At 54.3% G+C, this 20360-nt stretch carries 18 protein-coding genes; all 18 read right to left on the minus strand.

Annotation, left to right across the window (positions count from 1 at the left end; all coding sequences use genetic code 11):
• Positions 1-2: 2 nt before the first annotated feature.
• On the minus strand, positions 3-1367 hold the full coding sequence (locus BQ9843_RS03305; protein ID WP_075843873.1) for a M50 family metallopeptidase: 1365 nt from the start codon (positions 1365-1367) through the stop codon (positions 3-5).
• Positions 1368-1381: 14 nt separating this feature from the next.
• Positions 1382-2569 carry a 1-deoxy-D-xylulose-5-phosphate reductoisomerase gene (gene dxr / locus BQ9843_RS03310; protein ID WP_075843874.1) on the minus strand — a complete coding sequence of 396 codons (1188 nt, stop codon included), beginning with the start codon at positions 2567-2569 and terminating at the stop codon, positions 1382-1384.
• Positions 2569-3447 (minus strand): phosphatidate cytidylyltransferase, encoded by an 879-nt coding sequence (locus BQ9843_RS03315; protein WP_083647900.1) that lies wholly within the window; start codon positions 3445-3447, stop codon positions 2569-2571. The genes dxr and BQ9843_RS03315 overlap by 1 nt, the downstream gene beginning before the upstream one ends.
• 27 nt (positions 3448-3474) lie before the next feature.
• Positions 3475-4266, minus strand: a complete 792-nt coding sequence (locus BQ9843_RS03320; protein WP_075843875.1) for an isoprenyl transferase — start codon at positions 4264-4266, stop codon at positions 3475-3477.
• A gap of 2 nt (positions 4267-4268) precedes the next feature.
• The gene (gene frr / locus BQ9843_RS03325) at positions 4269-4802 is read right to left on the minus strand and encodes a ribosome recycling factor (protein ID WP_040220488.1); all 534 of its coding nucleotides are present in this window, start codon (positions 4800-4802) and stop codon (positions 4269-4271) included.
• A 2-nt stretch (positions 4803-4804) separates the two neighbouring features.
• Positions 4805-5527, minus strand: coding sequence for a UMP kinase (gene pyrH, locus BQ9843_RS03330; protein WP_022387416.1), 723 nt, complete (start codon positions 5525-5527; stop codon positions 4805-4807).
• A 117-nt stretch (positions 5528-5644) separates the two neighbouring features.
• Positions 5645-6520 carry a translation elongation factor Ts gene (tsf, locus tag BQ9843_RS03335; protein WP_022387417.1) on the minus strand — a complete coding sequence of 292 codons (876 nt, stop codon included), beginning with the start codon at positions 6518-6520 and terminating at the stop codon, positions 5645-5647.
• A 42-nt stretch (positions 6521-6562) separates the two neighbouring features.
• Positions 6563-7321 (minus strand): 30S ribosomal protein S2, encoded by a 759-nt coding sequence (gene rpsB, locus BQ9843_RS03340; protein WP_075843876.1) that lies wholly within the window; start codon positions 7319-7321, stop codon positions 6563-6565.
• Between the two features lie 214 nt (positions 7322-7535).
• Complete coding sequence (locus BQ9843_RS03345; RefSeq protein ID WP_309598680.1) at positions 7536-8447, minus strand: tyrosine recombinase XerC; 912 nt, start codon at positions 8445-8447, stop codon at positions 7536-7538.
• The gene (gene trmFO / locus BQ9843_RS03350) at positions 8428-9762 is read right to left on the minus strand and encodes a methylenetetrahydrofolate--tRNA-(uracil(54)-C(5))-methyltransferase (FADH(2)-oxidizing) TrmFO (protein ID WP_040220492.1); all 1335 of its coding nucleotides are present in this window, start codon (positions 9760-9762) and stop codon (positions 8428-8430) included. Before trmFO ends, BQ9843_RS03345 begins: the two co-directional genes overlap by 20 nt.
• Before the next feature lie 28 nt (positions 9763-9790).
• The gene (locus BQ9843_RS03355) at positions 9791-10717 is read right to left on the minus strand and encodes a DNA-processing protein DprA (RefSeq protein ID WP_075843877.1); all 927 of its coding nucleotides are present in this window, start codon (positions 10715-10717) and stop codon (positions 9791-9793) included.
• A gap of 1 nt (position 10718) precedes the next feature.
• Entirely contained in the window at positions 10719-12236 is a 1518-nt protein-coding gene (locus BQ9843_RS03360) for a YifB family Mg chelatase-like AAA ATPase (protein ID WP_075843878.1), read from the minus strand.
• Complete coding sequence (locus BQ9843_RS03365) at positions 12233-12721, minus strand: YraN family protein (protein ID WP_075843879.1); 489 nt, start codon at positions 12719-12721, stop codon at positions 12233-12235. Before BQ9843_RS03365 ends, BQ9843_RS03360 begins: the two co-directional genes overlap by 4 nt.
• 173 nt (positions 12722-12894) lie before the next feature.
• Complete coding sequence (locus BQ9843_RS03370) at positions 12895-13683, minus strand: ribonuclease HII (RefSeq protein ID WP_075843880.1); 789 nt, start codon at positions 13681-13683, stop codon at positions 12895-12897.
• Between the two features lie 78 nt (positions 13684-13761).
• Complete coding sequence (gene rplS / locus BQ9843_RS03375; RefSeq protein WP_022387425.1) at positions 13762-14103, minus strand: 50S ribosomal protein L19; 342 nt, start codon at positions 14101-14103, stop codon at positions 13762-13764.
• A gap of 212 nt (positions 14104-14315) precedes the next feature.
• Positions 14316-17051 (minus strand): pyruvate, phosphate dikinase, encoded by a 2736-nt coding sequence (ppdK, locus tag BQ9843_RS03380; protein ID WP_075843881.1) that lies wholly within the window; start codon positions 17049-17051, stop codon positions 14316-14318.
• Between the two features lie 190 nt (positions 17052-17241).
• Positions 17242-18111: a pyruvate, water dikinase regulatory protein gene (locus tag BQ9843_RS03385; protein WP_022387429.1), complete on the minus strand. Its 870-nt coding sequence runs from the start codon at positions 18109-18111 to the stop codon at positions 17242-17244.
• 153 nt (positions 18112-18264) lie between these two features.
• Positions 18265-20358 carry a glycine--tRNA ligase subunit beta gene (gene glyS, locus BQ9843_RS03390; protein WP_075843882.1) on the minus strand — a complete coding sequence of 698 codons (2094 nt, stop codon included), beginning with the start codon at positions 20356-20358 and terminating at the stop codon, positions 18265-18267.
• Positions 20359-20360 lie beyond the last annotated feature (2 nt).

Genomic DNA, 20360 nt, shown 5'->3' on the forward strand with positions numbered 1-20360 from the left:
CCTTAGAAGAATCGAAGGATATCGGCTCGCAGCATGTAAATGAATAGCAAGGCGAACACAGCTATGCCCCCATAGGAGACAATCGTCTGGACACGAACCGAAACTTCCTTGCACCTGATGCGCTGAACAATCTCTATAACGAGTTTTCCACCATCGAGCGGCGGAATAGGAAGTAGGTTCATCAAGCCAAGGGAGAGGGAAATCAAGCCGGAAAACGTCAAGAACGTGGCAAGACCTGCCGCTGCGGCTTGAGCAGACATGATTGAGATGCCGACAATTGACGTCGACTGATCGAGCACCTGCATTGTTTTTGTCGGAATCAGAAGCTGAGCGACACCGGCTGCGGTTTGAGCGACATATGCGAGCGAGAGCCGGGCCGAGTCGATGATATTGAACTTGATATGCTCGGTAGCAGCATAGATGCCGAGCTTTCCGTTGTCGAGCATCACATCGGCCGTATGCCGCTTCCCCTTATGTTCATAAACGATGGAAATGGAAGATTTTGAATCGTTTTGCTCATGTTCCTGCAAACAGGTGACGAGGTCTGTCCAGGTATCCACGTTGACAGAATCGATTTGCATGATGCGATCGCCAGCAACAATCCCCGCTTCTGCTGCAGGAGAGCTTTCGACGACCTCTCCGATGCGATTGATATCCTGAGGTACCGTGAATCCGATAAGCGAGTAAACGCTCATGAGCAGCAACATTCCTGCAATGATATTTACAAGGATTCCCGCTAAAAGAATGAAGGCTCTGCGAGGAAACGAGACGCCATCATAGGTGCGGCTTTTCTCTTGTTTAAAGAGCTCTTGGCCGTCGATGTCGCCCGACCAGGGTTCTCCCTCAGTCGTTGCGTGGTCTTTGTCAAATGCCCTTCCGTCCAAAACGGTGTTGCCCATGCGGTCACGAGACACCGTGGCATAGGTTTCTGGATAATAGGCGCGAGAACGACCGTCGCCTTCTGCGTAAACTGGAGCAATGGACCCCCAGCCCATAAGCATGATGCAGGCATTGAGGGCCTCCTCAGAATCAATATCGAGGGCCTCGGCAATTTCTTGAATTGAGGCTTGTCCGCAACGGTTGATTTCACTTAAAACACTTGGAGCGCAAGGCGAGTCGTCATGCTCCATGCCGCAGATGGCAGCATACCCTCCTATAAGAAGAGGCGTGATGCCAAAAAGTGTTCCGCAACGACGCGAGCGGTGCGCCAAACGAAAGCGACAAGGAAGGCCAAGAAAGAATTCGCTCACTCTAACGCCGCACGCACGCGCAGCAAGAAAATGTCCTCCCTCATGGATGAACACGAGAACCGATAGGAGTAACAGGCCCCAAAAGATTGGGGCAATAAATGACGGGAGATTTGACATGAAGGCTCCGATTATCAACGCGAAATACGGTCGAGCGCACAACGTGCTTGGGTGCGCGCCCAAGCATCGGTATCCGAAAGCTGATCGAGCGAGTACACAGGGCTGTTGTCATGTTGGTCCATCGCATATTCTACGATGGCATCGATATCAGTGAACGAGCATCGATTATGAAGAAAAGCATCGACGGCAACCTCGTTTGCGGCATTGAGTACGCAAGGAAGCGTTCCGCCTTCACGTCCCGCAATATCAGCAAGCTTGAGGCACCTGAATGTATCGGTGTCGGGCTCCCCAAAGGAAAGAGATGCAAGTTGCCTAAAGTCGAGGCGCGGAGATGGGCTTTCCCAACGAGCAGGATATGAGAGCGCATATTGAATGGGAATACGCATGTCGGACGCACCAAGGTGCGCTATAACCGAACCGTCAACGTATTCGACCATCGAGTGGATTTTTGCTTCGCGGTGAATCACGACGTTGACGAAGTCTATGTCGACATGGAAAAGGTGAAGGGCTTCGATTCGCTCAAGGCCCTTGTTCATGAGCGTTGCGGAATCGATGGAAATCTTAGCGCCCATGTTCCATGCCGGATGAGCGAGAGCCTGCTTTACCGTAACGTGCGAAAGCTCCGAGCGGCTCTTTCCAAAAAAGGGACCGCCGGAGCAGGTAAGCCAGATGCAGTGTGCTTCCTTGGGATTTTCTCCCTGATAGCACTGGAAGATCGCAGCGTGTTCGGAATCGACGGGAAGCAGCATGCCCGGTCGCGCCATGGGCATCAAAAGATCGCCTCCGACAACGAGCGATTCTTTGTTTGCAAGAGCCAGCTGTTTTCCGCACGCTAAAACTGCAGCGCTAGCCGAAAGGCCGGCTACGCCAACAATTGCAACGAGGACCTCGTCAACATCGTCGAAAAGGCAGATGTCCACTGCAGAACGAGCGCCCGTATAGAGCCGCACATCCCGCGGAAGATCTTCAAGTATAGGGTCGTGAACGCTTTGAGGGTCGGTTACGGCTATGCGTTTGACACCAAACTCACGAGCAGCCGCAACGAGCTCTTTGGTGTTGCTATGAGCAGAAAGTGCTACGACTTCAAGTTTATCTGCATGCTGCCGGCAAACATCAAGCGTCTGCCGTCCGATAGACCCTGTGCAGCCCAGTATGACAATGCGTTTTCGTTCGGCATCTTGAGCAGAGCGTGGCATCGCCATTACAATACTCCCCCGGCGACAAGGAGCAAGTAGGCCGTGATGCACCCGAAAATAAGGGAATCGGAGCGATCGAGCATTCCGCCATGACCGGGGATAAGATTTCCGGAGTCCTTTACGCCCACGCCGCGTTTAATGCGCGATTCGATGAGGTCTCCAAATACGCCGAGAATGGAAACAACGGCACCGCACAGCATTGCAAACGGCAGGTTCAAGGTATAGAGCTTCGTCGCCCAAAGAATTCCCCAGATAATCATGGAACCAACAATGCCACCAAAAAATCCTTCCCAGCTTTTCTTGGGAGAAATCTTGGGCGCCATTTTATGTTTGCCCAAACGGCTTCCCACGATATAGGCAAACGAATCGCTTACCCATAGAGAAGCGCATACGCCAATGGTGAGAAGGGCGCCTTTCGGTCCATAAACCTGTTCACGTAGCAAAACGATCGCAGACATCATGAAGCCGGTATAGAGGGGTCCAAAGGCAGTAACTGCAACGTCCGAAATTCGTGTACGCGGAGAATAGACGTACCAAAGACCGAGCGCGAGAACGAGTACGGCAAAGAGCATCGTTACCCAAAGACTTCCAAACATGGAGGCAACGGGAAAAAGAATCGATGCCGTGAGGCCGATAAATTCGTTGGCGACTTTGCCGTCGAGTCTCATCATCCGGAAAAACTCAAAGCAGCATAGCCAGCTCATAGCCGAGACAAAGATTGTAGTAGGAATGGTGCCAAAATATAGGCAACCGATAAAGAGACCGGCATAGATTAAACCGGAAGCAGCGCGGACAGCAAACGAGCTGAGACCCCCTTTGTTTTGAGAGGGGCTCTCATTTGTTATATCAGCGCTATCAGTTGTGCTATATGAGCTCTGGTCCATAATTAAAACGTCCTAGAAAATGCATTGTTATTTGGATTCGCCGCTAAGCCCGCCAAATCGACGATCGCGATGCTGGTACCCCAAGATGGCGCGAATAAGCCCCCATCGGTCAAAATCTGGCCAATAGGTATCGGTGATGTAAAACTCGGAATAGGCTATCTGCCACAAAAGGTAGTTTGAAACGCGCATCTCCCCCGAAGTACGAATAACGAGTTCCGGGTCGGGTAAATCGCTTGTGTAGAGGCCTGATGCAAAGGTTGCTTCGTCGATATCTTCGACCGCAAGAGCACCAGTAGCTACAGCCGAGGCAACCGTGCGGGCGGCACGGACAATTTCAGCACGGCCGCCATAGTTGACAGCAAGCGCAAGAACCATGCCCGTGTGAGAGCGGCATTCCTCTAAACCATACTCAAACACATCACGCGTTTTCTTGGGAAGCGCAGAGATATCCCCCAAGAAAACAACGCGAACGTTCTCGCGTTTGAGCAAAGGCAATTCATCGATAAACGTCTTAGCGAATAAGTGCATAAGAACGTTGACCTCATGCTGGGGACGATTCCAGTTTTCGGTCGAGAATGCATATGCCGAAAGAACATCGACGCCAAGGCGCACGGATGCAGTAATGATCTCGCGAAGCGAGATGATCCCCGCTTTATGCCCCTCGGTTCTCGCAAGGCCGCGCGAAGTTGCCCAGCGCCCATTTCCGTCCATAATGCAGGAGATATGGCGCGGAATGCGCGCCATATCAAGCAGACCCATATCGATATCTTCGGGAGCGTCAGCGAAGTACGCCTCGAATTTAGCCTGGTCGTATTTCAAGATTAAATCTCCATGACCTCGGCCTCTTTGGCCTTCAGGACTTCTTCGACCTTAGCGACATACTCATCGGTGAGCTTTTGAATCTTAGCCTGTTCGCGACGAACATCGTCTTCAGAAAGCTCTTCATCGCGCTCAAGTTTATTGTTTGCCTCGCGGCGAACATTGCGCACGGCAACGCGAGCTTGCTCGGCCATTTCACGGCACTCTTTGACGAGTTCACGACGACGCTCCTCGGTGGGCGCCGGGAAGGGAAGACGCACAACGCTGCCGTCGCTGTTAGGGGTGATGCCCAGATCGGAAGAGCTGATAGCCTTTACAATAGCATTGAGCAGGGCCTTGTCCCAAGGCTCAATCATGAGCATATGGGCCTCGGGGGTCTTTACGGCAGCAACCTGGGTGATCGGAGTGGCAACGCCATAATAATCGACCGTAATATCAGACAGAATAGTAGCGTTAGCGCGACCAGTACGCACCTTGGTGAAATTATGCTTAAGAGCCTCGATGGCCTTGTCCATCTTTTCACGAGTGTCAGACATGATTAATCCTCCTGAAAAACGATGGTGCCCACGGATTCGCCCGCAAGAGCACGCTGGATATTATTCTCGCCCTCGATATTGAGGACCATGATCGGCATGCAATTGTCCTGGCACAGGGCAGCAGCCGTCGAATCCATAACCTGAAGGCCGCGCACAAGAACCTCGTGATAGGTGATCTTGTCGAACCTTACGGCGTCTTCATTCTTAACAGGATCTTTGTCGTAGATGCCATCGACTTTAGTTGCCTTGATGAGGCAATCGGCGCCGATCTCACAGGCACGCAGGGCAGCTGCCGTATCGGTGGTGAAATACGGATTGCCGGAACCGGCGGCGAAAATCACGACGTCGCCTTTCTCAAGATGACGCATGGCGCGGCGACGGATATAAGGCTCTGCGACCTCATTCATCTGAATGGCGCTCATCACGCGGCATGGGCACTCGACACGCTCGAAAGCATCCTGTAGCGCAAGGGCGTTCATTACGGTAGCGAGCATGCCCATATAGTCTGCCTGGGCGCGATCCATACCTCCGGCGGCTCCGGCGAGGCCACGGAAGATATTGCCACCTCCCACCACGACGCCAACCTCGACGCCGTCATCGTGAAGACGCTTGACCTGTATGGCCAAACGCTCCGTGACGGAAGGGTCGATACCGTAGCCGTTGTTGCCCATCAGAGCTTCACCCGAGAGTTTGAGCAAGACGCGCTTATAGAGGTAATCAGACAAGAGGTCCTCCTTACTCGTTCATTTGGATTCATTCTATCAGGAATGAGCTTGCGGCCCATAAAAAAGCAGGCTATGGGCAAAACCCACAGCCTGCTTTATAAAGGCTCAATAGAGAGACTAGTTTGCCTCGCCACGGACCAGGCGATCAAAGTCGACAACGGTGATGGTGTCGCCGAGTTCCTTGGAAACCTGCTCAGCATACTTCTTGATGGTGAGGTTGGAATCCTTGATGAACTCCTGCTCGTTCAAGACGCACTGCTTGTAGAACTTCTCCAGGCGGCCAACAGCCATCTTCTCCTGGATGGCCTCGGGCTTACCAGACTCAGCAGCCTGAGCGATGTAGATCTCCTTCTCGTGGGCAACGGTCTCTGCCGGGACCTGCTCACGGGTGGCGCAGATGGGGGCAGCGGCGGCAACCTGAAGGGCAACGTCATGCGCAAAGGTCTTGAAAGCGTCGGCAGAAGCGGTCTCGGGCTTCTCGAAAGCAAACTCGACCATAACGCCAATCTTGCCACCCATGTGAATGTAGGTGGAAAGTGCGCCAGCCTCAACCTTGCGTGCGGCAAAACGAGCGATCTTCATGTTCTCACCCATGACATGAATCATCTCGGTGAGTTCCTCGGAAACAGTAGCGCCATTCATGGGAGCAGCGAGCAGAGCATCGAGATCGGCAGGCTCAGTCGTGGCGACGACCTCGGCAACGTTGGTAGCAAAGCCGGTGAACTTAGCGTTCGAACCAACGAAGTCGGTCTCGCAGGAGAGCTCAAGCAGAGCGCCAGTCTTAGAGTCCTCGGAAACGAAAGCGGCGACGGCGCCCTCGTTGGTCTCACGTCCGGCCTTCTTAGCAGCCTTAGCAAGACCGTTCTTGCGCAGAACGTCAACAGCGGCGTCCATATCGCCATCAGCCTCAACGAGAGCCTTCTTGCACTCCATCATGGGAGAGTCGGTCATCTCGCGGAGCTGCTTGACCATAGCGGCGGTAATCTGTGCCATGATTGGGTCCTTTCTTGAACCAGGTACAATCGCGAAACTGTTTTACTCAGCGTCAGCAGCCGGCTCAGCGGTCTGCTCGGCTGCAGGAGCCGTCATCTCGGCCTCGGTGATCTGCTCCTTGCCAGAGCCGGCGAGGCAGGCATCGGCGAACAGATCGCACATAAGGGCGACAGCGGAGATGGCGTCGTCGTTGCAGGGGACGCCATAATCGACGACATCGGGATCGGAGTTGGTGTCGATAAGAGCGACGACAGGGATGCTCAGGCGCTGGGCCTCCTTGATGGCGTTCTCCTCACGCTTGGTATCAATGACGAAGAGAGCCTGGGGCAGGGCCTTCATATCGCGAGCGCCACCGAGGTTGGCCTGGAGCTTAGCGAGCTCCTTGCCAAGCACAGCCTGCTCCTTCTTGGGGAGAACAGCCATGCGGCCATCCTCGATCATGGCCTCGAGCTCCTCCATGCGGTTCATACGGGAGCGGATGGTCACGAAGTTGGTAAGCATGCCGCCGAGCCAACGCTGGTTGATGTAGGGCATGTTGGCGCGCTCAGCAGAAGCCTTGACAGCATCCTGAGCCTGCTTCTTGGTGCCGACAAAGAGAACCTTGCCGCCATGTGCGCAGGTGTTCTTGATGAACGTGTATGCGGAGTCGGCCTCCATGATGGTCTGCTTGAGGTCGAGAATGTAGATGCCGCTGCGCTCGCCGAAGATGTACGGCTTCATCTTGGGGTTCCAGCGACGGGTCTGATGACCAAAGTGGCAGCCGGCCTCGAGAAGGGTGCGGACATTAATCTTGGTAGCCATGTTTTACCTCCTGGTTTGCCTCCGCACGGGGTCGACCTTATCTGCCACTCGGCCCTGAGCTACCTAGGGACGAGCACCGCGGCAGGCAAGTAGCCGTGCGTGTGAAATGAATAGAGCTGTGCCAAGCACAACCTGCAAAATAATAACAGGCAGAGAAGAATACGCAAGGGTCGATTCCGATAAAATGATCGCCCCGACACGAATCAGACACGTATCACGCTCGCGGATGGGCTTGATGTATCGCCGTGCGAAGGCGTTCGGGCGACACATGTGTGTAAATCTGCGTCGTGGAAAGCGAGCTATGGCCCAAGAGCTCCTGGACACTTCGTAGATCCGCTCCCCCCTCTAATAGCTCCGTCGCATAAGTGTGGCGCATGGTGTGCGGTGTAATGCCGGCGGGAAGTCCCGCTTTTCTTACAAGCAAGTCAAATCTTCTTCTCAGGGCCGCCGCGTCCATGGGGCGACCGCGATCAGAGATAAATAGCCGAGTCGTATCGCTTTGACTACAGTGTGCCTTCTCCAATAGGGCCAAACGAGCCTGGCGTACGTAGATATCCAAGGAGTCGAACGCCTTATTGTAGAGAGGCACGATTCGCTCCTTTGACCCTTTGCCAAGCAAACGCAGCGTTTGGTGAGAGCGATCGAAATCATTAAGGCAAAGGCGCGCTAGCTCCGAGATGCGGGCTCCGCTTGCTATAAGGAGTTCAAGCATGGTGCCGTCGCGAACTCCCCCGGGGGTAGAACCGTCGACCGCATCAAATAGCAAATCAAGCTGGGAGGTGCTCAAAACGATAGGGAGCGTTGAGGGAAGTTTGGGCGACTGAAGGGCCGCTGCGGGGTCCTTATCGATAATCTCCTCGATATTGAGCCAGCGATACAGCGAGCGAATGGCCGAGAGATGCGCCGCCAAGGTGCGGGGTGCATCTCCCAAGCGCTGGCGGTCGCCCAGATAGCCCCTCAGCTCGGCTACAGACACCCTAAGGCCCTCAACGTGTTCTTTTTCGCACCACCGAGCATATGCCTCGAGATGCGACCGATATGCTCGCACGGTTTGAGGCGACAGGCCTTGGACGCGAGAAATATATTGGATAAAGGAATCTATATAGCTATAGAGCGTTGCGGTCAAAAAGGTCTCCCCTATCGCGAATCACTCGTTCAAGTGCATCCTTACCCCGCTGGGAATAAGCTGCATAACGGTCGCGTTTGGAACGGCGGCGCCCATCTTCGAGGGGCGGCATGATGCCAAAGTTCACATGCATCGGTTGATAATCTTCGACAGCGGGATCGGTTGCATAATCAATCAGGCACCCCAGCACAGATGTGTTGGGAAGCTCGAGATAGTCACGCGACGAAAGATCTGCAAAGGTGTTGAGAGCTGCGAGCAAACCGGAAGCAATCGCCTCGGTGTAGCCTTCGGTTCCTGCGATTTGGCCCGCAAAGCGCACTTTTGTGCCGGGTATACGCATCGTCTTGTCCAAAACATGGGGGCTGTCGATGAAAGTATTGCGATGCATGACGCCAAAACGCGAGAACTCTGCATGCTCCAGCCCTGGAATCATGCGAAACACGCGTTTTTGTTCCGGAAATGTCAGATTCGTCTGAAAGCCCACAAGATTATAGGCGGTGCAGTCGCGGTTTTCGGCACGAAGCTGCACTGCAGCCCATGGCCTACGGCCTGTGCGCGGATCGGTAAGGCCAACCGGCTTCATCGCTCCAAAGCGAATCGCGTCAATTCCCTTGCGCGCAACTTCTTCTGCAGGCTGGCACGCTTGGAATAGGTCACGCGTCTCGAAGTCTTTCATAATGACGCGCTCGGCCGATGTGAGAGCTTCTATAAACGCCACATATTCATCTTTTGAAAAGGGAGCATTGAGGTAATCGCCCGTAGCGGAATCTTCGTATCGCGATTGAGAGAAGAGGATGTTCATGTCGAGGGAATCGGCTTCGACAATCGGCGCGGCAGCATCGAAGAACGAGAGACGGGCGCTTCCGGTAAGGTCTGAAATGGCATCGGCAAGCGTGGCAGAACACAGCGGACCCGCCGCGATGACAACCGGGCCGTCCGGAATGGACGAAACCTCCTTACGAATCACTTCAATACGGTCGCGCTGTGCAATCTGCTTTTCCACGCATGATGCAAAGACGTCGCGGTCGACCGCCAACGCTCCACCTGCGGGAACAGATGCGCTTTTGGCGCATTCGAGAAGCACGGAGCCCAACTGCGTGAGCTCGCGCTTCAACATCCCCGCAGCGGAGTCTTCACGCAGCGACTTCAAGGAATTAGAGCAGACGAGCTCTGCGAGATGCCCCGTATGGTGCGCAGCGGACATCTTATGCGGTCTCATTTCGTACAGTCGAACGCGCACGCCGCGATCGGCAAGTTGACATGCACACTCGCATCCAGCAAGACCTCCGCCGATAATGCTCACGATCTGATCCATAAAAGACACTCCCCCGTTAATCAATTCATCATGTTGTATTGTGCATGATTGCCGAGGAAGCCTGAAGCAATTCTTTGGTCGGCGCAAATCGTCCATCGAGCAATCGCTCGACAAATCCGTCGACGGTCAAACTGCTCATAGCCTGCAGCGTATCTATAGAGCTAAGGTTGAGAAAAAGGGACAGTTCGTTTATTGACATCGGATTTGCGATTACAGCATGTAAAATGCGCTGCTCGAGCTGCGAGCGTTGTTCAAGGGGATCGTGCGCCCCCTCCCTAAACATCCTCAGTTTTCCAAACACGCGCGAAATCGCCATTTCGAGTGAATCCTCATCGGCGATACAGCAAGCGCCGTTTGCAATTAGGTAGTTGGTTCCGCGCGACTCGGGGGAAAAGATCGAGCCGGGGACGGCAAATATCTCACGGCCAAGCTCAATTGCGGTTTCCGCCGTACTAAACGTGCCGGAAGGCAGACCCGCTTCTGTTATACACAGAGCGTTACCGAGGGCAGCGATGATTCGATTTCTGCGCGGAAAGGCATATTTTCTCGGCGGTGTTCCCCAAGGATCGAGCGAGACAATCGCCCCTTCCTGCGCCAGCGTCAGATCGAAGAGCGACTTAGAAGTACGCGGGTAAACGACATCGGCGCCACACCCCAAGACAACAACGTGCTTGCCACCGGCAGCAAGGGCAGAGCGCCCCGCGGCTTGGTCACAGCCTTTAGCCCCACCCGATACAACACATATATCTGATTGAGCTGCGATAGTTGCGGCGATTTCGGCAATAGCCAGGCCGTATGGCGACGCAGAGCGAGCTCCGATAATGGAGAGCGCAGGCCTATTGAGCAGCTCAATATTGCCTCGAACATAGAGCTTATTGGGAGGGCTGGGCAGTTCGAGAATGCTTGGGGGAAAGCGTGGGTCCAAGCGCTCGATTTCATAACAATTGGCTTTCATCTTATGCACGTGCCCTTCCCTGAAACATGGCGGCTTCCAGAACATGCTCACTCGTCACAGATGCAGAATGCGATAGGTCGGCGACCGTTCTTGCCACTCGAGCTAATCGCACGATTCCTCGTGCCGTCAAAAGATTTCTTTTTGAATAAGCCAGCAGGGTACTCTCTCCATCCTCATTGAATTCGAGCGTTCGGATAGAGGCTTCGGCCGAAGTGGAGGCGTCTGGCGCAAAAGAGCGAAATGCGCGGCGTATGCGTGCAGATCTAAATTCTCTAGCCTCGAGAACTTGCGCTTGCATCTCTGCAGTCGACATCCCCTCGCTTCCCTGAACGATAAGCTCTGCAGAAGGACGCATTACGCTGATAGAGATATCGATTCGGTCGGCGAGCGGTCCCGATAGCTTTGCTTGATAGCGCTCGACCGCTGCCGGAGTGCACCGGCATTCGACTTCTGGATCACCGAGATAGCCGCAGGGACAGGGATTGCTTGCAGCAAGCAATTGAAAACGCGCCGGGAAAAGATAGGAACCGTCTGCGCGGATAATGCGAACGACTCCTTCTTCGATAGGCTGCCTGAGCATTTGAAGCACATGAGACGGCCACTCCCCCATCTCTTCGAGAAACAGCACTCCACCATGTGCAAGGCTCGCCTCCCCTGGACGGACGGGCCGGTTGCCGCCTAAAAGGCCTGCCGCAGAAAGACTATGGTGAGGACGACGAAATGGCCGTCGCCCGCAAAGCAGATCTTCCAACGGCTCACCGATAACGGAATGAATGCTGAGCGCTTCTAAAAGTTCCGCATCGTCAATCGGCGGCAAAATGCCGCACAGGCGTTGCGCAAGCATGCTTTTTCCTGCGCCGGGCGTTCCGATCATCATCAAACCATGCTCGCCTGCAGCGGCGATGACCATACCTCGCTTTGCGATTTCCTGTCCAACGACATCGGCGTAATCTAGTGACACCGCCGGTGTCCGCTGCCTAAATTGAGGTTGAACGCGAAGGGCCGCCCAGGAATCTTTGCCGCCGCGAAAGGCGCTGATGCTTTGAACGTAATAGCGATTGACGTTTGGAAGCGAAACAGGCTCACCCATCTCGCCTCCAACAAGATCTAGACCCATCTCTCGAGCAAGAATTTGATAGGGCACTTCTCCTCGGGTGGCAAGGACGCTGCCGTCAAGTGCAATCTCCCCAAAGAAGAGGCTGCTTTCGAGGCCTTCACGCGGTATTTGCTTTGAAAGGGCCAATATTGCCACGGCAATAGGCAGGTCAAGGCTGGACCCTGTCTTTTTTATATCGCTTGGAGAGAGGTTGACCGTAATGCTCTTGCGAGGGATTTCGAAACTGGTTGAACGCAATGCGCAGCGAATCCTGCTTCGAGCTTCCAAAACAGTTGAGTCGGGCATTCCGACAATCGTGATTCCCGGAATACCCTCCGCCATCGAAACCTCAACCGTCACAGGGAATGCTTCGACCCCGCGAATACAGGCGGCGTGAATCGCATAAACTTCGCGCCCGCTCATCGCTGGGCGTCCCATTCAAATGCATCCTGAACGTGAGTGATGCGCGCAGCACCCCCGCTCAGCAGCGTAATGGCAATAATGTCAAAACGCAGCGATGTGACTGGGTAATGTTCCATTACATAGCATGAGGCAATGCGAGCGTACCGAAGGCACTTTCTTTCATCAACGGCTTCCTCGGGATATATATCAATCGTTGAGGACCTTGAGGCGCGTCTTGTTTTAACCTCGACAAGTACGATTTCATCCGAATCGAGATCGTGAGCGATGATATCCGCTTCGCCCTCGCGACAGCGGTACTGCCTCTCAACCACCTCGAGGCCCCGCTCCTCAAGATATGAACACGCAAGCGCCTCACCTAGATAACCGAGCTCCTTGGGCGTAAGCGTTTCAATGAACTCGGGGAAATCATCGCCGCTTTTAAGAGCTTCCTCCGCGACGCGCCTTGAATTGCTGATTCGCCCAGCTTGCCGATCCGTTGTAGACATACCGATCACTTCCTTCCTGTGTTGGAGGAAGTATCGATGGAGGAAGCGCCTCAATAAACCGCAAGAACTCACAGGGGACTTGATCAAAAGTCCTTTGATTCTTCCCCAAATCTAACAGCCCAGGTAAAAGGGTCAAAAGCTGGCACGGAGAAGAAATTGAGCGCAATCATGATCTAGAAAAGAGTCTGCGTTTCTAAGAAATTGCCACAAAATGATACGCGATGTACAGGCGATAGACCCTGCTCTTTGATGGCTTGGATATGCTCTGCCGATGCGTAGCCTTTTGATTGCGCAAAGTGATATCCCGGATACTCAGCGTCAAGCTCAACCATCATCTCGTCACGAGTCACTTTGGCCACGATGGAAGCGGCGGCGATGCAGGCAACATGTGCATCGCCATGGACGACATTTCGCTCTTGGGGAACCGCTCCAAGAGGGTTGCCATCCATCAGGACGCAGTCGGGCGCAAGGCCGGTATCCTCAACAGCTCCAGCAACAGCGCGTCTGAGGGCCGCCGCCATGCCAATCTCATCAATCACTTCCGGAGCAATATGGCAGATGCCTACAGCGGTGGCAACATCTGTAATCTTGACCGCCAATAACTCACGACGCGCCGGCGTAAGCTGCTTGCTGTCATTGATGCCCCAAATGATGGGCTCTGCGGGAAGGCAAACGGCGCACACGGTGAGCGGGCCAGCAACAGACCCCCTGCCCACCTCGTCAACACCAACCACAACGCCGTTTCCGCCCAGCTCGACCATCTGTTCATACATGTGACGGACGCGTTCTTGTTCGCGTTGTTCTTTTTCAAGACGACGCGAAGCGCGCTCACAGGCTTTTTTAACCTGCTGGCGCGGGTCGTCCCGATAGCGCTCGATAAGCGCTGCGAGTTCCTCGATTTGAGCTGAAGCGAGCTCTGCAGAGATGACAGCTGCTGGAGCGGAGCTTGTCATATTGGCCATGGGACTTCCTATCATTAAAAAAGGACCGCCCGGAGGCGGTCCTTTAACAGGCGATTAACAACCGACTCGCAGTTGTGCTTAGCGCTTCTCGGGGATGCGAGCAGCCTTGCCCACCTTGTCACGCAGATAGTAGAGCTTAGCGCGACGAACACGGCCGTGACGAACAACCTCGAGCTTGGCGATCTTGGGGCTGTGCAGCGGGAACGTACGCTCGACACCAATGCCAAAGGAGATCTTGCGGACGGTGAAGGTCTCGCGAGCACCGGCACCGCTCATGCGGATAACGTCGCCCTGAAAGACCTGGATGCGCTCGCGATCGCCTTCCTTAATGCGGTAGTGCACCTTGACGTTGTCGCCGACGCGAACCTGAGGAATGTCCTCGCGGATCTGCTGGCGCTCAATTGCGCGAATGTAGTCCATGTTATTTCCTTACTCTTCTAGAGGTGCCGCACACGAATGTCGACACGTAGTTGAACAAACGAAAGTAATTATACGCAAGTACCTGCGCGAAGCAAGAAGAAATAGCGACAAAACCTTAGTTTATGGAGGTTCCTTAAATCAGCGTACCCCCTCCTCACGGAGGGGGTACGAAAGGGGGAAGCGTTTTTATCGCAAAACGATGCTAGATGCAACTAGCGATCGGATAGCTTTGCCTGCGCTGCGGCAAGTCGAGCAATAGGCACGCGATACGGAGAGCAAGAGACATAGTCGACTCCCGCCTTGTAGAGCTTCTTGATAGAACGGGGATCACCACCGTGCTCACCGCAAACACCAAGATCAAGCTTGGGATTGGTGGAGCGGCCGCGATCGACAGCCATCTTCACCAGCGAGACCACTCCGTCATCGATCGTCTCGAACGGATTGGACTCGAGAACGTGACGATGCAGATAAATCGGGATGAACTTCGACTCGGCGTCATCGCGGGAGAAGCCGAACGTGGTTTGGGTCAAGTCGTTTGTGCCAAAGCTGAAGAAGTCTGCGTGCTGAGCGATCTCGTTTGCCGTAACGCAGGCTCGAGGAAGCTCGATCATCGTTCCGATAGGAATGTCAAGCTCAACAGTATTCTCGCGCTCGACGTCGTCGATAACACGTTCGATTACAGAGCGCAGCTGCGCAAGCTCGGTGGTCATAGAGACGAGCGGCACCATGATCTCGGGACGCGGATCGAGGCCCTGAGCCTTCAAAGTGGCGGCAGCAGAAGCGATAGCCCTCACCTGCATCAAAGGCAGATCGGGGAATACAATCGAAAGGCGCACGCCACGAAGGCCAAGCATCGGGTTGGACTCAATCATGCCGTCAATACGACGCAGGAGGGCGCGCTTGGGTGCAAGCTCCTCCGCAGTTGCACCTTCAGCCTCGGCGCGCGCAATCTCGACCTCAAGGGCACGCGGATCATCCAGGAACTCATGCAGGGGCGGATCGAGCAGACGAACGATAACGTTTTTGCCGTCCATTTCGCGGAACATCTCGAGGAAGTCCTTGGTCTGAACGGAAAGAAGATCGGCGAGTGCATGCTGGCGGACATCGGGCTCGTCAGTGAGGATGAAGGTCTGAATGATCTGCTTGCGATCTCCCAGGAACATATGCTCAGTGCGGCACAGGCCGATTGCCTCGGCGCCCAGCTCGCGAGAAAGCTTTGCATCCTCGGGGTTATCCGCATTGGCACGAACGCCGACAAGATGACCGAAGGAGGCATCGCGGCGAATATCGTCTGCCCAAGACAGAATGGTCTCGAGGTCGCCGGAAAGCTCGGCCGAAACCAGCGGTACGGCACCGAGCACAACGATTCCCTGAGCACCGTCGATGGAAATCATGTCACCCTCATGAAGAACGGTATCGGTGCCCTCTACGCGAACCTCTTTCTTGGCAGCATCGATGCGGAAGGATTCAACACCGCAAACGCACGGAGTACCCATGCCGCGCGCGATGACGGCAGCATGGCTGGTCTTGCCACCGTGGCTCGTGAGGATGCCCTCTGCGGCAACCATGCCCTTGAGGTCATCGGGGTTGGTTTCCCAGCGAACGAGGATGCACGGCTCGCCCGCCTCTGCGCTCGCGACGGCATCATCGGAAGAGAAGACGACCTTGCCCACAGCGGCGCCGGGGCTTGCATTGAGACCGCGAGCGAGGATATCGACCTTGGCCGTGGTGTCAAACTGCGGATGGAGCAGCTGATCGAGCTGAGACGGATCGATGCGTGAAACCGCTTCGTCACGCGTGATAAGACCCTCTTCGACCATCTCGATGGCAATGCGCAACGCAGCCGTAGCGGTACGCTTGCCCACGCGAGTTTGCAGCATCCAGAGCTTGCCCTGCTCGATTGTGAACTCGATATCGCACATATCACGATAGTGATTTTCAAGGGTCACGAAAACCTGCTCGAGCTCGGCGCCCGCCTCTTCAAGACCGGGGGTCTTCTTAAGATCGGTGATGGGCTCGGTGTTGCGAATACCAGCGACAACGTCTTCGCCCTGGGCGTTGACAAGGAAGTCGCCGTAGAACTCTTTGGTTCCGTCTGCCGGGTTGCGGGTAAAGGCGACACCGGTAGCTGAAGTCTCGCCCTTGTTACCAAAAACCATCACCTGCACGTTGACGGCAGTGCCCAAATCATCTGAGATTGCGTGCTGCTTGCGGTACAGGATAGCGCGCTCATTCATCCAGCTGCCAAAAACGGCCTGGATGGCAAGGCGAAGCTGGAGGCTCGGGTCACTCGGGAAGCACACCTCGCCATCAACGACGAGCTCAGGATGAATTTCGGCAGAAACGTGAGAGGAGAAGATCTCCTTGAATTCGGCAACAAGCTCTTCGAGGTCCTCGGCAGAAAGATCGGAGTCGTTGCGAACGCCAGCGACAACCTTCTTCTGCGTAATGGCATTCTCAAAAAGATCAGCATCGACATCAAGAACGACGTTCGAGAACATCTGGATGAAGCGACGATAAGAATCCCAGGCGAAACGAGGATTTTCCGTCTGTTTAATCAGGCCCTGCACAGATTCGTCGTTAAGGCCAAGATTCAAAACGGTATCCATCATGCCGGGCATGGAGAACGGGGCACCGGAACGCACGGAAACCAGCAGAGGGTCGTTAGGATCGCCGAGCTTCTTGCCCATGCGACGCTCGAGATCATCCTCTGCTTGACCGATCTCGTCAAGAGCGCCATCGGGCCAGGTGTTGTTGGCTCCCGAGTACTCGACGCAGGTCTGGCAGGTGATGGTGAATCCCGGAGGAACAGGCAGGCCGATGCGCGCCATCTCGGCAAGGTTGGCGCCCTTGCCGCCGAGCGTGTAATTCATGCTCGATGCGCCTTCGGTTACATCGGTCCCGTGCTCGTCAACACCAAAACGGTAGACGCGCTGCTGTGTGCTCACGATAATCCCCTTTCATCGCATCTGTGTTGATGCACTATCGTGGTATGAAAAGCCCGGACCTCAGTTGGAGTCCGGGCAATTAGCATGATAGGCAAAAACCTACGAAATCTTTCGTATTAAGGGATATGACCCGCGACCGTAACGAAAGTTACCGTAAACGGCTCTACATGTGGTTACTTGATGTAGATACCTATTTTGAATTTTTTCTTGCCCTGGCTGCACGAGCTGCTTGAACTGTTTCAAGGTGGTCGATGATTTCTGCAGCAGACTCTTCGATTGCCTTTCGGTCAGTGCGAATAACAAAGCAACCCAGGCGTTTCATCAGTTTGTGAGCTTCTTCCATCTCTCGAGTAATAGATTCGGGATCAGAATAAGAAGAGGCCCAAGCTCGCGAATAGTCATCCCCCAGTCGCCGGTCACGGATGTCGGCGATGACATCCGTTGTAGAAAGAAGCCCAAATAGTCTCATGGGGTCGACTTCAAAGATCGACTGAGGCGGCTCCATTTCAAGCGCAAGGGGAATATTGGCAACACGATACCCCTGAAAAGCAAGATACATGGAGAGCGGAGTTTTTGAAGTTCGAGAAATGCCCAGCAAGACGATGTCAGCGTCACGAATATCGTCAGCTCCCCTGCCGTCATCGTGCTCAACAAAATACTCCATCGCCTCGATGCGCTTGAAATATCTTTGATCGGTTCGGTGGATCGTACCAGGGATACCATGGGGCTCTTTACCGGTAAGCTGGGAAATGATACAGGTTGCGGGACCCATCAAATCGACGTTAGGGATGTTGCGGTTTACGCATTCGTCCATCACCGCGTGACGCAGATCGGTATTGACAATCGTATGGAATACCGCGCTGTTCGCGCATTTCTTTGATTGCATATCGAGATAAGAAGTCACCTGAGCGATATGCGAAACTTTTGGTAACCGCGAAATGCGAATGCTGCCTTCATCAAATTGCCCTGCAGCGGCAAGCACGACCTCGCAAGCCGTATCGCCAAGGGAATCGGAGATAACATGGACTATGGGCGTTGTTTCATCAAACCTATCCGGCATTATTGCCCCTTTATCCTCTCGGTGGATATAAAAGACATACTACCCTGTTTTAAGGTGTTATGAGTAATTGGATTCAAGTGGCCGGAATAAAACGAAAGCGAATCGCACAATATTAGAGCGATTCGCTTTCATATCAAAATATGTCGAAAGAAATTACTTTCGAGCAAGTTCACCCATGTCGGCAACATCATGGAAAACAGAAACGAAACGATTGAGCAAACGCAGGCGGTTGTTCTTGATCGTTTCATCTTCATCCATTACCAGGACATCGTCGAAGAAGCGATCGATAGGCTCACGCAGTTCGGCGAGAGAAGAAATGACCTCAGCGTAGGAAGAGGAATCAATCGCGGCGTGAACCTTATCTTGAGCAGCATCGATTGCACGAAGAAGGTCATGCTCGACAGGCAGAAGAGGCGCCTCGTCAACATCTTGACCCAGCGACGAATCAGCCAGATGGCTTGCACGCGCATAAGCCGTAGCAAGATTATCAAACGTCTCGGCATCGTTGGCACGAGCGTCGTCGAGTGCATGGGCGAGCGCAAAGAAATCGACAGGGGCCTCAATGGTGCCGCGGGAAACCGCAGCAACCGTATCGGACTTAATCTTCGCATCGCGGGCAATCTGCTCCATACGACCCTTGATAAAGGTGCAGATATTCTGTGCGACTTCAGACTTATTAAACGAGAGGCCCTGCTCAAGATAGGCATCAAGAGCAGCATCGACCAAGGCAACATAGCCGCAACGCAGACGATCTGCCAAGATGTTGATGACACCGATAGCGGAACGACGCAGCGCGAACGGATCTTTGGAACCGGTCGGAGGCTCGCCAATAGCAAACATACCAGCGATGGTATCAAGCTTATCGGCAACGGCTACAACACAGCCGGCTAGACCGCAGGGAAGATCGTCGCCTGCAAAACGAGGACGATAGTGATCGCGGATAGCCTCAGCGACCTCATCGGATTCACCGGCAGCCTTCGCGTAATAACCGCCCATGACACCCTGCTGGTTAGTGAACTCCACAACAGCGGAGGAAACGAGGTCGGCTTTGGCGAAATGAGCAGCGCGCTGAGCATCGGATGCAACATGTGCCCCGATACGCGCCTCACGGCAAATTGCCAAAGAGAGCGACTCGATGCGCTCTGTCTTCTGCAAGACGTTGCCGAGCTTCTCCTGGAAGGCAACGCTTGCGAGACGGGAACGGAAGGTCTCAAGCGAAACCTTAAGATCCTCGTCATAGAAGAACTTGGCATCATAGAGGCGAGCGCGAACAACGCGCTCATTGCCATCGATAACTCGCTCGTTGTTTTCCGGCTTAGTGTTGGAAACAACGACAAATTCGCGCGTCAGCTTTCCGTTCGCATCGTAAATGGGGAAATAACGCTGATTGGAGAGCATGGATTCGCAGATGATCTCATGCGGGACAGCGAGGAATTCCTCGTCGAAAACACCAACGAGAACCGTAGGCCACTCGCAAAGATTGACAACTTCATCGAAGACCTTCTTGGGCGTGTCCACATGGGCACCAGCACGCTCCGCTTCAATCTGAGCAATGCCATCCAGGATAACCTTGCGACGGCGCTCGGCAGACAAAACGCCATTCTCCTCGAGGACATGCTCGTAATCGGCAGGAGAAGCGACAACGTGGTCCCCCGGACCTAAAACACGATGACCGCGAGTCGTATTGGAGCTATCGACATCCGCATAATGTACCGGAATGACCTGGTTACCAAGAAGCGCGCAGATCCAACGAATAGGGCGAACAAACGTCGCGCTCTCGGAACCCCAGCGCTGGGAGCGGTAGTTTGGCCACTCAAGAGAGGAAATGACATTCTCGGCTAGTGCGGTCAAAATAGGCTGGGCAGGAGCCGCGGGAACGAAGCGCTCGGCAAAAACATACTCGCGTCCATCGGTGTCCTCACGACGTACAAGCTCAGAAGCATCAACGCCGCACTTGCGTGCAAAGCCGCACGCCGCCTTGGTGGGAGCACCAGACTCATCAAAAGCGATGTTCGCAGCGGGGCCGCGCTTAACCTCATGAACCTCTTCGGTCTCGATCGCTACATCGGCGATGACCGCGCCGAGCCTGCGCGGAGAGGTGATGATCTTGATATCACCATGAGCGAGACCGGCATCATCAAGGCCCTTGGCCAAAAGCTCACGATACTGCTTCGAAGCGTGAATGAGCGGAGCGGAGGGCATCTCCTCGGTTCCGATCTCGAGCAAGAAGTCTTTCTTTTCAGACATCG

It is taken from the genome of Collinsella bouchesdurhonensis (genome assembly GCF_900155365.1).
GTDB classification, from domain to species: domain Bacteria; phylum Actinomycetota; class Coriobacteriia; order Coriobacteriales; family Coriobacteriaceae; genus Collinsella; species Collinsella bouchesdurhonensis.